We start from the raw sequence: 12,925 nt of genomic DNA on the forward strand, positions 1-12,925 counted from the left end.
GGCCCTTCTCCCCGAGTGCGGGGGGAAAGGGCTGGTCAGCCCATCTCCTCCAAGGACTTGCCCTTCGTCTCCTTGACGTACTTCAGGACGAACGGGACGGAGAGCGCGGCGAAGGCCGCGTAGATCACGTAGGTGACCGAGAGGTTCCAGTCGGCCAGCGACGGGAAGCTCGCGGTGATGGCCCAGTTGGCGATCCACTGCGCGGAGGCGGCGACGCCCAGGGCGGCGGCACGGATCCGGTTGGGGAACATCTCGCCGAGCATGACCCAGACGACCACACCCCACGAGAGGGCGAAGAAGAGGACGAACACATGGGCGGCGACCAGGGCGATCCAGCCCTGGGTGGCCGGGAGCTTGCCGTCGACCAGGTCGAAGGAGAACGCCCAGGCCTCCAGCGCGAGGCCGACCACCATGCCGACCGAGCCGATGATGGCGAGCGGACGGCGGCCGACCCGGTCCACGAAGATCATCGCGATCACGGTGCCGACGATGTTGATGATCGACGTCGTGAACGAGTAGAAGAAGGACTCCGCCGGGTCGACGCCGACCGACTGCCACAGCGTCGAGGAGTAGTAGAACGCGACGTTGATGCCGACGAACTGCTGGAAGACCGACAGGCCGATACCGATCCAGACGATCGGCTTGAAGAAGAAGCCGCCGCCGAGCAGGTCCTTGAAAGTGGACTTGTGCTCGCTGTTCATGGCGTGCTCGATCTCGGCGACGCGGGCGTCCAGGTCGTGGCTCTCGCCCTCGACCTCGGCGAGGATCTCGCGGGCCCGCTCACGCTTGCCGACGGAGATCAGGAAGCGCGGGGACTCGGGGATCGCGAAGGAGAGCAGACCGTAGAGGACGGCCGGGACCACCATCACGCCGAGCATGACCTGCCAGGCCTCCAGGCCCATGAGCTGACCTCGCTGGTCGCCGTCGGCGGCGTTGAGGAGCCCCCAGTTCACCAGCTGCGAGACGGCGATGCCGATGACGATCGCGGCCTGCTGGAAGGAGCCGAGCCGGCCGCGGTAGGCGGGCGGGGCGACCTCGGCGATGTAGGCGGGGCCGATGACCGAGGCCATGCCGATGGCGAAGCCGCCGACGACGCGCCAGAGGGCGAAGTCCCAGAGCGAGAAGGGGAGCGCCGATCCGACGGCACTGACCGTGAACAGCACGGCGGCGATCTGCATGACCCGGATACGGCCGATGCGGTCGGCGATCCGGCCGGCGGTGGCGGCGCCGATCGCACAGCCGATCAGGGCGATGGCGATGACCTGCGCCAGGGCCGCGGAGCCGATGTCGTAGCGGTCCCGGATGGCCTCGACGGCGCCGTTGATCACGGAGCTGTCGTAGCCGAAGAGGAATCCGCCCATCGCGGCCGCCGCCGCGATGAAGATGACATGCCCGAGGTGCTCGGGAGGAGCCGTCCGGGCTCCCGACTTGGCTGTCTGCGCTGTGCTGGTCACGTTCAACTCCTCGGGCCGCCGGCAGCGCTGCCGACGTGGGGGGCCTCCAGATACGTGCTACCTGAAGGCAAATCCAACGTCGACGAGAGTATGCCTTCAAGACTCGAAATCAAACAGGGGGAATTGTGAGATCACAGACACAGCAACCTCACATGTATTCACTTCTTGAAGTCAGAGCGGATCAGCTCTCGCCGTCGGCGCGGGTCAGCGCAGCCGCTGGCTGATCACCTTGGACACCCCGTCGCCCTGCATGGACACGCCGTACAGCGCGTCGGCGACCTCCATGGTCCGCTTCTGGTGCGTGATCACGATCAGCTGCGAGGCCTCCTGGAGCTCCTGCATGATCCGGATCAGTCGCTGGAGGTTGGTGTCGTCGAGGGCCGCCTCGACCTCGTCCATGACGTAGAACGGACTGGGCCGGGCCTTGAAGATCGACACCAGCATGGCCACGGCGGTCAGTGAGCGCTCGCCGCCGGAGAGCAGGCTGAGCCGCTTGACCTTCTTGCCCGGCGGCCGGGCCTCCACGTCCACCCCCGTGGTGAGCATGTTGTCGGGGTCGGTCAGGATCAGCCGCCCCTCCCCACCCGGGAACAGCCGGCTGAACACACCCTCGAACTCCCGTGCCGTGTCCCGGAACGCCTCGGTGAAGACCTGCTCGACGCGCTCGTCGACCTCCTTCACGACTTGGAGCAGGTCGGCACGGGTCTTCTTCAGGTCCTCCAGCTGCTCACTGAGGAACTTGTGGCGTTCCTCCAGCGCGGCGAACTCCTCCAGCGCGAGGGGGTTGACCTTGCCGAGCTGCTGGTAGGCCCGCTCGGCGGCCTTCAGCCGCTTCTCCTGCTCGGCGCGCACGAAGGGCACGGGCTGGTTGCGCGGATGCTCGGGATCCTCCGGCAGCACCTCGCCCTCGGCGGGCGGCGAGGGGGGTACGAGCTGATGGGGGCCGTACTCGGAGACGAGCCCGGCGGGCTCCACGCCCATCTCCTCCAGCGCCTTCGTCTCCAACTGCTCGATCCGCAGCCGCTTCTCGGCTCCGAGGACCTCACCCCGGTGGACCGAGTCCGTCAGCTTGTCCAGCTCGGCCTTGAGATCGCGCCCGGCGGTGCGGGCGGCGGCCAGTTCCTGCTCGCGGCGGGCCTTGGCGGCCTCGGCGGCGACGCGTTCCTCGTCGGCCCGGCCGAGGGACACCTCGACATGGGCGAGCAACTGCCGGGCACCGGAGGCGACGGCCTCGGCGACAGCCGCCTCGTGGCGCAGCCGCGCCCGCCGCTGCTCGGCACGCGCGCGTGCCTCGCGTTCCGCCCGCGCGGCCCGGTCCAGCGAGTCGGCCCGCCCGGCGAGCCCCTTCACCCGCTCCTCGTGGGTACGGACCTGGAGCCGGGCCTCCATCTCGGTCTGGCGCGCGTTGGCCCCGTCGGCGGCGAGCCGGTCCCGTACCGAGGTGTCGGGCTCCTCCTCGACCGGCATCTCCTCGGCGACGGCCAGCCGTTCGGCCAGCACCTCGGCCTCCTCGACGGCCTTGTCGAGCGCGTCCTGCGCCCGTGCCGCGGCGGCGGTGGACCGCTCGGCCTCACCTGCGGCACCGCGCGCCTGCCCGGCGAGCCGTCCGAGCTGCTGGGCGACGGCCGACTTCTCCCGGTCGGCGGCCCGCCGCCGCTCCCCCAGTTCCTCGACCAGCGCGGCACACTCGCCGCGGCGCTCACCGGCCGCGTGCTGCGCCCCCGTCAGCTCCTCGCACCGCACGGCCAGTTCCTCCAGCTCGGCGGCGGCCTCGTCGACGGACGCCTGCACTTCGAGCAGGCTGGGCGCCCCGGCCGATCCACCGTGCGCGAAGTGCGCGCCGAGCAGGTCGCCCTCGGCGGTGACGGCGGTGAGATCGGGCCGTGCGTCGACGAGTTCCTCGGCGTCCTCCAGGGTGCCGACGACGACGATCCCCCGCAGCAGCCGCCGTACGGCACCCATCAACTCGGCGGGCCCGCGGACGAGATCGGCGGCGTACGGCGGCCCGTCCGGCCACGGCTCCTGCTCCGCCGCGTCGGGGGCGCCACTCAGCAGCAGCGCCGCGCGCCCCGCGTCCTGCTTGCGCAGCAGGCGGATGGCCTCGGCGGCCGACGCGGGGGTGGTGACGGCGATCGCGTCGGCCGCCGCGCCGAAGGCGGCGGCCAGCGGGACCTCGTGTCCAGGAGTGACCGTCAGCAGTCGCGCCGCCGGACCGAGCAGTCCGCCCAGCCGGTCCCGCGCGGCGAGCAGCGCGCCGGTGCCGTCCTTGCGGCGCAGGCCGAGGGCCAGGGCCTCGTGGCGGGCCTGGGTCGCGGCGCGTCGGCGTTCGGCAGCGGTGGTCGCCTCGCGGGCGGCGGACAGGGCGGCCTCCGCCTCCCCGAGCTGCCGCTTCGCATCCTCGTGCCGCTCGGCCAGCTCCGCGTCACCCGCGTCGAGGCCGTCGACCTCCGCCTTCAGGGCCTCGTACTCCTCCTGCGCGGCGACGGCCCGTTCCTGGGCCTCGTCCCGGGCGGCGGCCAGCCGGTCGATCTCGGCCTGGGCGGAGGCGGCGCGCGAGCGGGCCGCGTTGACCTGGCCGTTCAGCCGGGCCAGGCCCTCGCGGCGGTCGGCGATGGCGCGGGCGACGTCCTTCAGCCGCCGTTCCTCGACGGCGAGTTCACGCTCCAGGTCGGCGCGGTGGGAGACGGTGTCGTCGAGGGCGTGCTGGGCCGCTTCCAGGGCGGCCTCCAGCTCGGCCTCCTGCTCGCGGACCCGGGCGGCCTCGCGCTCCATGTCCTCGGGGTCGCGGCCGCGCCGCTCCTCGGGGGGCGCGGAGGTGGCGCTCTTCACCCGGGCGTCGGCGAGGGAGATCGTGCCGCGGACGCGCTCGGCGAGCTGGGACAGCTCGTACCAGGTCTGCTGGGCGCGCTGGAGGCGCGGTGCGAGCCGGCGCACCTCGTCCTCCAGCAGCGCCTCGCGCTGGAGGGCCTTCCTCAGCTCCTGCTCGGCGGCTTCCTTGCGTTCCTTGAGCGCGGCCTCGTCGGCCACCTCGGCCGTGAGCGCCTCCCGGAGCCGTACGAGATCGTCGGCGAGGAGCCGGAGGCGGGCGTCGCGCAGGTCGGCCTGGATGACGGCGGCTCTTCTGGCCACCGCCGCCTGGCGGCCCAGCGGCTTGAGCTGGCGCCGCAGCTCGTCCGTCAGGTCCTGCACGCGCGCGAGGTTGGCCTGCATCGCGTCCAGTTTCCGCAGCGCCTTCTCCTTGCGCTTGCGGTGCTTGAGCACACCCGCGGCCTCCTCGATGAAGGCGCGCCGGCCCATCGGATCGGCGTGCAGGACGGAGTCGAGCTGGCCCTGGCCGACGATGACGTGCATCTCGCGGCCGATGCCGGAGTCGGAGAGGAGGTCCTGGATGTCGAGGAGCCGGCAGGTGTCGCCGTTGATCTGGTACTCGCTGCCCCCGTTGCGGAACATGATCCGCGTGATGGTGACCTCGGCGTACTCGATGGGCAGGGCGCCGTCGGAGTTGTCGATGGTGAGGGACACCTCGGCGCGGCCCAGCGGCGGGCGGCCGGTGGTGCCGGCGAAGATGACGTCCTCCATCTTGCCGCCGCGCAGCGACTTGGCGCCCTGCTCGCCCATGACCCAGCTGAGCGCGTCCACGACATTGGACTTGCCCGAGCCGTTGGGCCCGACGACACACGTGATCCCCGGCTCGAACCGGAGTGTGGTCGCCGACGCGAACGACTTGAACCCTCGGAGGGTCAGGGCCTTGAGGTGCACGGCGCTGGACTCTACCTTCCGGGGAACTCCCACACGATGAACGCCGAGCGACCTCGCGGTTTCACCCATGAACGCGCAGGGCACACCACACGTTAAAGAGACTGAGAGGGCGGGCGGGGGAAAGAAAGACGACGGGAAGCAAAACCGCAGGTGGAAAGACGACGGAAAGAAAGACGACGGAAAGAGAGAAGGGACGCCGAAGCGTCCCTTGCAACTTCTGACAACTTAGCGGTCCGACGCGGTTGATATGTGTCGCCCAACCACTGCGTGTGCTGTTGTGGAGCGGTGCAGCGATCAGGTGAGCGCAGGCTCCGCCTGGTGTGCGTCGATGCTCTCCATGAACCTGTCGTGAGAAGCGGCAGCCGTGAGCGCGTCGTTCTCGGCCTGGATCCGTACCAGCTCGGATTCGAGGTCCTGGACGCGCTGCTGGAGCCGTCGCATCTCGGCGAGGAGTCGCGGGTCGGAGCCGCCGACGTAACCGAGAAGCGCCTTTGCCATGATGGATGGTCCTCCACACTGAGTGACCGACCGAAGCGGTGTGGGTCGTGAGGGATTCGCACCCGCGGTGCCTGGCAGGATCTTGTTCGTACTGCCGTTCATCCATGCCAAACAGCTAAGGTGCGCGGGGCTTTCAGCGTCTCACCAAAAAGTTTGACGGTCAACACGATCACGCCCCGTATTGGCGGGCAACCCGGTACCGCGCGGCCGAAACGGCGGCGCTGCGGCGCCCTCGGGACCCGTGGGGCGTGGCGATCATCCTTGCGTGCGGAGCATGCCATCGCAAGCGATTCTTGGCAACCACCTGCTCCTTTCCGCTGTGGGCAAGTGCCGGTGGCATGTCCCTCCGCTTCGACGGGGTCGCGTCGCACGCGAACGTCAGCGGATCGCGAAGCCGTCGTAGCCGCCCCGCGGTGTGTCCCATATCTCTGTGACTCCGTCCACGCGCCCGGGCGTGTCGTCACCCGTGAGCCAGTGGAGCAGGCCCTCACAGCCCTCCCGGGCACCCTCCGCCACCACCTGGACCCGGCCATCGGCCAGATTGAGAGCAAAACCACTCAGGCCGCCGATCTCCAGCGCCTTGGCCCGGGTGAACCAGCGGAAACCCACACCCTGGACCTGTCCGCGTACCCAGGCGACCAGCCGTACATCCTCGCTCATGGGTGCAACCTAACCGGGCAATGTCCCTCGGGGCACTTCCGCCCCCAGCGCCATGCGGTACCGTCCCCACCCAATGATTCTCATATGAAACTCACTCGATCGGGTGAGTCAGGTCGACCAGAGGGCGCATAAGGGGTCAACCGCCCCAACCCATGCCAACCCGGCCGGCCGGTGGGAATGCCGCATTGGACGAGGAAGGCAAGGACATGGGACGCCACCGACGCTCCGCCGCCGGCCGCGCCGCCACGGGCCGCGCCACGGGGGTCGCACAGACGAACGGCTCGTACACGGGGAGCCGCGACCCTCGGGACTCGTACCCGGGCGGACCGGACACGCTCGGCATCGCGCCGTACCTGAACCCGGAGGCCTACGCCGACTCCGTCGCGCGGAGCCAGGAGTACCTCTTCGCGACGGACGCGACGGACACGGCGTACGCGACGGACTCGGTGTACGCGACGAACGAGGCGTACACCTACGCCGGCTCCGGCGCCGGAGCCGGGGACGGAGACGGGTACACCGAGTACACCTTCGCCGACACCACCATGTTCGGGACCGAGGGCTTCGCATCCGACGGCTTCGCGTACGACGGCTTCGCGCCCGACGGCGGCCCCGTGCGGCCGGGCTCCGGCAGAGGCGGTACGGGCCGGCGCCGTCGCAAGAAGCAGACCGTGACGCCGGTCAAGACGGGCCTGCTCGGTGTGTCCGCGGCCGTCGCGCTCGGCACGGTCGCGGTGGCCACCGGTGTGGTGCCCGGCCTGGACAGCTACCGCCTCGGGGGCGGCAGCGGTGCAGGCGACAACGTGCAGGCTGCCGACACCCCGAACAACTCGGCCTCCGAGTTCGGCGGCGCCTCGGGCTCCGCCGACGCCGGCCGCGACGGCACGTCGACCAGCCGGGACGCGGGCCGCTCCACCTCGCCGTCCGCCTCGACCTCCCCGTCGGCGTCGAAGGCGTCGCCGAGCGAGAGCGAGAGTGAGAGCGAGAAGGCGACCGGCAAGGACGGCAAGGACGCCAAGGCCACGCCCACCAAGAAGCCGGAGAAGACCCCGCCCTCCGCGGCCGGTGCCCCGAAGGCCCCGGAGAAGTCCGAGGCGCCCGGGAAGTCGGAGTCCCCGGTGACGGTCTCCGCCGAGGCGCAGGCCGCGGCCGCGGTCCTCAAGCTGGTCAACGAGGAGCGGGCCAAGGTCGGGTGCAGCGCCCTCTCCGCGAACAGCTCGCTGGCGGAGCTGGCCGAGGAGTTCAGCGACGACATGGCCTCCCGGGGCTTCTTCGACCACACCGACCCGGACGGGCTGACCCCGTGGGACCGCGCCGAGAAGGCCGGCGTGTCCGGGCTCGGCGGCGAGAACATAGCCCGGGGCCAGGCCGACGCGGCCGCCGTCATGGAGGCCTGGATGAACAGCCCCGGTCACAAGGCGAACATCCTGAACTGCGACTTCAAGACGCTGGGTGTCGGTGTCCACATCGGGGCCGGCGGGCCCTGGTGGACCCAGGACTTCGGCTACTAGGCCTCACCAGGGGCTTCGCGGAGATTCCGCAGAAACGATCATGCAGCCTGGGCCCGGCCGGCCAGGAAGATCCTCGCCGTCTCGGCGACCCGTCGGCCCAGGTGCTCCGCCGTCGCCGTGTCGGCCTTGTGGACGGCCTCCACGCCCTCGTCGACATTGGTCTGCGCGGCCGCGCCCAGGAACACGCCGAGCCGGTTGAGGTCGGCCTCGGAAGCGGTGCTGCTGTTCCAGCCCGGCAGCAGACCCAGGTTGACCCAGTTCATGCCGAGCTGCGCGGCCAGGATCTGGAAGAACTGGAGCGTGTGCAGCTTGTCGCCGCTCTTGGAGCCGGAGTTGGTGAAGCCCGCCGCGAGCTTGTCCTTCCACGCCTGGGTGGCCCAGCGCGCGGAAGTCGCCTCGGCGAAGGCGTGGAAGGCGCCGGACGCCGTGCCCATGTAGGTCGGCGAACCGAACACGATCGCGTCCGAGCCGTCGAGCACCGCCCACTGCTCCTCGGTGATCTCGTCGACCTTGATCAGGTGCACCTCGGCCCCGGCGTCGACGGCACCGGCACGCACGGCCTCGGCGAGCACGACGGTGTGGCCGTAGCCGGAATGGTAGGCGATGGAAACAACGGGCTGAAGTGACGCGGACATATGAACTCCTCGAAGGGGCAGCTCAGAAACAGTAACCACAGGAAAGCACTAACTTACGGTTAGTGCAACCTGTTGGTTAGCGCTTGCTTCGCGTAGGCTGGGCATATGACCAGCACCCAGGAGCGCACGGAGGGCCAGGACCAGGACCTCCCGTACAACGTGTTCGCCAAGGCCTGCCCCTCGCGCGGCACGCTGGAGCACGTCACGGGCCGCTGGGGCGGGCTCACGCTCGGAGCGTTGTACGAGGGTTCCCTGCGCTTCAACGAGCTGCGCCGCCGGGTCGACGGCGTGAGCGAGAAGATGCTCTCCCAGACACTGCATGCGCTGGAGCGCGACGGACTGGTGCACCGCGACGCCCAGCCGACCAACCCGCCCCGCGTCGATTACCAGCTGACCCCGCTGGGCCGCGAGGTCGCCGAGCGGCTGCTGTCCCTCATCCACTGCGTGGAGGGGCGGATGGACGACGTCCTGGCCGCCCGCGAGCGCTACGACGGAACGCGCGGCGCCCTCTGACACTTCGGGCAGAAGTAGCTGGAGCGGTTCATCCAGGGGCGGCGGCGCATCGGCGTACCGCACCGCTTGCAGGGCAGGCCCTCACGGCCGTACGCGTCCAGGGACCGGTCGAAGTAGCCCGACTCGCCGTTGACGTTGACGTACAGGCTGTCGAAGCTGGTGCCGCCGACGGCGAGGGCCGCGTTCATCACGTCCCGGACGTGCCCCAGCAGTTCGAGGGAGCGCGGGCGGGTGAAGGTGCCGGTCGGGCGTTCGTAGTGGAGGCGGGAGCGCCACAGCGCCTCGTCCGCGTAGATGTTGCCGACGCCGCTGATCAGCGACTGGTCGAGCAGGGCCCGCTTGATGGTGGTGCGCTTGCGGCGCAGCGCCTGGTGGAACGCCTCGTCGTCGAAGAGCGGGTCCAGCGGGTCGCGGGCGATGTGCCCGATGACGTCGGGCAGGCCGTCGTCGGTCGTGTCGTGGAGTGACAGCCCGCCGAAGGTGCGCTGGTCGACGAAGCGCAGCTCGGTGTCCACGTCGTCGGCGAACCGCACGCGGATACGCAGGTGCTTCTCGTCCGGTGCCGCGTGCGGCTGGACCAGGAGCTGGCCGCTCATCCCGAGGTGGGCCAGGACCGCCTGGCCGGAGTCCTCCAGCGGCAGCCACAGGTACTTGCCCCGGCGGCTGGGGATGCCGACGCGATGGCCCTTGAGGCGGTGCGCGAAGTCTTCGGCACCGGCGAGATGACGGCGTACGGCACGCGGGTGCAGCACCTCGGCGTCGGCGACCGTGCGATGGGCGACCCACCGCTCCAGGCCGCGCCGGACGACCTCGACCTCGGGCAACTCGGGCATGGGATCCCCCGTACGGAACGCCCGCCTCCCAGTGGGGGCGGGCGTTCGTCTCGTACCGTTCTTCGTCCTGCTGGTCGTGCTGTTGTTCCTGCTGTTGTTCGTCAGGCGGAGGCGGCGGACTCGGGGTCCACAGCGGCGTCGGCGGCCGCGGCGGCCTTGGCCGCCTTCGCCGCCTTGGCACGCTCGTCCGCCTCGGCCCGGATGGACCGCCACGCGGACTCGGCGGCCTGCTGCTCCGCCTCCTTCTTGCTGCGGCCGGTGCCGGTGCCGTACGAGACGCCTCCGACGCGGGCGGCAGCAGTGAAGGTCTTCTCGTGGTCGGGGCCGGTCTCCGTGACCAGGTACTCGGGCACGCCGAGTCCTTCGGTCGCGGTCAGCTCCTGGAGACTGGTCTTCCAGTCCAGGCCGGCTCCGAGGTTCGAGGACTTCTCGATCAGCGGGTCGAACAGGCGGTGCACCAGTTCGGAGGCCGCGTCGAGGCCCTGGTCGAGATAGACCGCGCCGATCACCGCTTCGAGGGTGTCGGCGAGAATGGACGCCTTGTCCCGGCCGCCCGTGCCCTCTTCACCCCGGCCGAGCCGGATGAAGGAGCCCAGGTCGAGGCCACGACCGACCTCCGCCAGCGCACGCGAGTTGACCACCGCGGCCCGCAACTTGGCCAGCTGGCCTTCGGGCAGGTCGGGGTGGGTGCGGTACAGCGTGTCCGTGACGACGAGGCCGAGCACGGAGTCCCCGAGGAACTCCAGCCGCTCGTTCGTCGGCAGACCGCCGTTCTCGTATGCGTAGGAGCGGTGGGTCAGCGCACGCACCAGAAGGGCGGACTCGAGCTGGTAGCCGAGCCGCCCTTCCAGAAGCGTGTGGGACGAGGCTGCGTTGTCCGCCTTTTTCTTGGCGGCAGATTCCGCCTTGGCGTCAGACATGGAGCCTCTCACCAGCCGCTCAGACCTCGAGGACCTGGCGCTTGTTGTAGGTGCCGCAAGACGGGCACGCGATGTGCTGCAGCTTGGGCTCGTGGCAGCGCTCGCACGCAACCAGGGTGGGGACCGCAGCCTTCCACTGCGACCGGCGGTGGCGCGTGTTGCTGCGCGACATCTTCCGCTTCGGAACAGCCACGGCTACTTCTCCTGCTTCTCGTCGACGCCCGCTTCGGCGCCGCTCATCTCGTCCTTCTCGCCGTCTTCGAGTGAACCGGCGAGTCCCTGCAATGCCGCCCAACGGATGTCGGAGGCGTCGTGGTGGTGGTCCGGGTCGTCCGCCAGCCGGGCTCCGCACTCGGAGCACAGGCCGGGGCAGTCGTCCTGGCACACCGGCTGCATGGGCAGTGCGAGCACCACCGCATCGCGCAGCACGGCTTCGAGGTCGAACAGGCCGTCCTCGATGAAGAGCCTGTCCTCGTCTTCCTCGGCGTCGTCGGCCGGTTCCGCCTTGGGGCGGCCCCGGTCGTCGGCGTCAGGGTACGAGAACATCTCCTGGAAGTCCGCTTCGAGAGCAAGCTCGAGCGGCTCCAGACACCTTACGCACTCCCCCTCGGCCTGTGCACGGGCGGTGCCTGTGACGAGCACACCTTCCATGACCGACTCGAGTCGGAGTTCGAGCTCCACCGGGGCGCCTTCCGGCACTCCGACGACCCCCTGGATCCCGAGATCCCGGGGCGCGTCGATCGTGCGGGTCAGGCGCTGGAGCGCGCCAGGACGCCGACCCAGCTCGTGCGTGTCGAACACGAGGGGGTTGCGGTGGTCTAGGCGGGCGTTAGGAGCCATTCCTGCTTTCGATCTTCCAAGCTCTGAGGGCCGATGCCCTTCGGTGTTCCGGGCAGCGGAGATCGCGGGCGTATACGAAAAACGACGAACGCACACGCGACCGAAGAGCCAGGATACTGGAGCTTGCGCCCACAGCCCAATCCGGGGCCCGCGCTCCGGGGTCGCCCCCCGCTTCTACAGTCCGCGTTCCTGCTCGTAGGCCCGCAGCTGCTCGGCACTGATCATGCTGGTGTCGAAGAGACTGGTCTCGTCGAGGGCGTACCCCGCCTGCGGTTGCTGCTGGACCTGATGGGCCTCATGGAGCTGATGGGGCTGATGGGCCTGCTGCGGGTCGTAGGCGGCCTGCTGGGTGTCGTAGCCCTGGTACGCATAGGGGTCGGCCTGCTGGTAGCCGTACGGGTCCGGCTGCTGACCGTAGTCCTGCTGCCGGCCGTAGCCGCCGGAGTACGGATCGGGCTGCTGGAAGGCGTACGCCTCCTGCGGCTGCTGCTGTTCGTACGGGCTCGGGGCGGGCTGTCCGGCCCGGGTGTCCTGCTCGGCGAGGGCGGCCAGGTCGGCGAGGTAGTCGGCGTCCGAGGAGTGCTGGAAGGTCGTGTCGTCGTCGGCGAGGGCGCCGAGGTCGTCGGTGGCGATCCGGCCGTGCAGCTTCTGCCGGCCCTTGCCCACCGCCTCCAGGGTCTTGCCGAGGACCGCCTCGAAGGCGCCCAGCTTGACGTCCACGTAGGCGTCGGCGTCGCGGCGCAGGGTCTCGGGGTCGTGGCTGCGCTCGGGGGCGTCCTCGTCCTCGTAGCCCTGGTCGTCCAGGCCCGGGCCGGTGCCGAGGAGCTTCTCGCGGCCGCGGCCGACGGAGCCGATGGTCTTGGTGAGGACGACCTCGAAGTTGGCGAGCTTGGAGTCGACGTAGTCGTCGGCCTCCGCGCGGATCTCCTCGGCCTCCTTGCGGGCCTCGGCGAGGATGCGGTCCGCCTCGGCCTGCGAGCGGCGGGCGATCTCGGTGTCGGAGATCAGGGAGCCGCGCTCGGCGTGCGCGCCGGAGATGATCCGCTCGGCCTCCTGGCGGGCCTGCTCCACCATCTGCTCCCGGCCGCCGATCAGCTCCCGGGCCTCGGCGAGTGAGTCGGGCAGGGCCGCGCGCACCTCTTCGAGCAGGGCGAGCAGGTCGGCGCGGTTGACCACGCACGAGGCCGACATGGGCATCGACCGGGCACTGGAGACCGCCGTGACGATCTCGTCGAGCTTCTTCTGCACGTCCACCGGTTGCTCGCCACTCTCTACAGCTGTGTTGGAGACGGACGGGACGACTGT

12 protein-coding genes are annotated in these 12,925 nt (G+C 70.2%); 2 read left to right on the forward strand and 10 right to left on the reverse strand.

The window, feature by feature from the left end; genetic code table 11:
• Positions 1 to 35: 35 nt before the first annotated feature.
• The 4 genes from ACZ6D7_RS29695 to ACZ6D7_RS29710 form a co-directional block, all read right to left on the reverse strand.
• Entirely contained in the window at positions 36 to 1,460 is a 1,425-nt protein-coding gene (locus ACZ6D7_RS29695) for a sugar porter family MFS transporter (RefSeq protein WP_469497188.1), read from the reverse strand.
• Positions 1,461 to 1,658: 198 nt separating this feature from the next.
• On the reverse strand, positions 1,659 to 5,213 hold the full coding sequence (gene smc, locus ACZ6D7_RS29700; RefSeq protein ID WP_469497191.1) for a chromosome segregation protein SMC: 3,555 nt from the start codon (positions 5,211 to 5,213) through the stop codon (positions 1,659 to 1,661).
• A 294-nt stretch (positions 5,214 to 5,507) separates the two neighbouring features.
• A complete protein-coding gene (locus ACZ6D7_RS29705) occupies positions 5,508 to 5,711 on the reverse strand; it encodes a hypothetical protein (protein WP_352341352.1) in 204 nt (67 codons plus the stop codon).
• Between the two features lie 378 nt (positions 5,712 to 6,089).
• Positions 6,090 to 6,371, reverse strand: coding sequence for an acylphosphatase (locus ACZ6D7_RS29710; RefSeq protein ID WP_469497198.1), 282 nt, complete (start codon positions 6,369 to 6,371; stop codon positions 6,090 to 6,092).
• Between the two features lie 206 nt (positions 6,372 to 6,577).
• On the opposite strand from ACZ6D7_RS29710, the gene ACZ6D7_RS29715 reads away from it, so the two are divergent.
• Entirely contained in the window at positions 6,578 to 7,879 is a 1,302-nt protein-coding gene (locus ACZ6D7_RS29715) for a CAP domain-containing protein (RefSeq protein WP_469497201.1), read from the forward strand.
• A gap of 38 nt (positions 7,880 to 7,917) precedes the next feature.
• On the opposite strand, the gene ACZ6D7_RS29720 is transcribed toward ACZ6D7_RS29715, so the two are convergent.
• Positions 7,918 to 8,514, reverse strand: coding sequence for a flavodoxin family protein (locus ACZ6D7_RS29720; RefSeq protein ID WP_469497204.1), 597 nt, complete (start codon positions 8,512 to 8,514; stop codon positions 7,918 to 7,920).
• Between the two features lie 105 nt (positions 8,515 to 8,619).
• On the opposite strand from ACZ6D7_RS29720, the gene ACZ6D7_RS29725 reads away from it, so the two are divergent.
• On the forward strand, positions 8,620 to 9,027 hold the full coding sequence (locus ACZ6D7_RS29725) for a winged helix-turn-helix transcriptional regulator (protein WP_469497207.1): 408 nt from the start codon (positions 8,620 to 8,622) through the stop codon (positions 9,025 to 9,027).
• Here the strand turns inward: ACZ6D7_RS29725 and mutM are convergent.
• The 5 genes from mutM to ACZ6D7_RS29750 all read right to left on the reverse strand — a co-directional run bounded on the left by mutM (position 9,000) and on the right by ACZ6D7_RS29750 (position 12,874).
• Positions 9,000 to 9,860, reverse strand: a complete 861-nt coding sequence (mutM, locus tag ACZ6D7_RS29730) for a bifunctional DNA-formamidopyrimidine glycosylase/DNA-(apurinic or apyrimidinic site) lyase (RefSeq protein ID WP_469497209.1) — start codon at positions 9,858 to 9,860, stop codon at positions 9,000 to 9,002. The two genes, ACZ6D7_RS29725 and mutM, sit on opposite strands and share 28 nt — an antisense overlap.
• Positions 9,861 to 9,961: 101 nt before the next feature.
• On the reverse strand, positions 9,962 to 10,780 hold the full coding sequence (gene rnc, locus ACZ6D7_RS29735) for a ribonuclease III (RefSeq protein WP_469497212.1): 819 nt from the start codon (positions 10,778 to 10,780) through the stop codon (positions 9,962 to 9,964).
• 19 nt (positions 10,781 to 10,799) lie between these two features.
• On the reverse strand, positions 10,800 to 10,973 hold the full coding sequence (gene rpmF / locus ACZ6D7_RS29740; protein WP_007493396.1) for a 50S ribosomal protein L32: 174 nt from the start codon (positions 10,971 to 10,973) through the stop codon (positions 10,800 to 10,802).
• 2 nt (positions 10,974 to 10,975) lie between these two features.
• Positions 10,976 to 11,620 (reverse strand): YceD family protein, encoded by a 645-nt coding sequence (locus ACZ6D7_RS29745; RefSeq protein ID WP_469497215.1) that lies wholly within the window; start codon positions 11,618 to 11,620, stop codon positions 10,976 to 10,978.
• Between the two features lie 174 nt (positions 11,621 to 11,794).
• A complete protein-coding gene (locus tag ACZ6D7_RS29750; protein ID WP_469497218.1) occupies positions 11,795 to 12,874 on the reverse strand; it encodes an ATP synthase F0 subunit B in 1,080 nt (359 codons plus the stop codon).
• Between the last annotated feature and the right edge of the window lie 51 nt (positions 12,875 to 12,925).

The sequence above is a fragment of the Streptomyces sp. NPDC041784 genome (genome assembly GCF_055591025.1).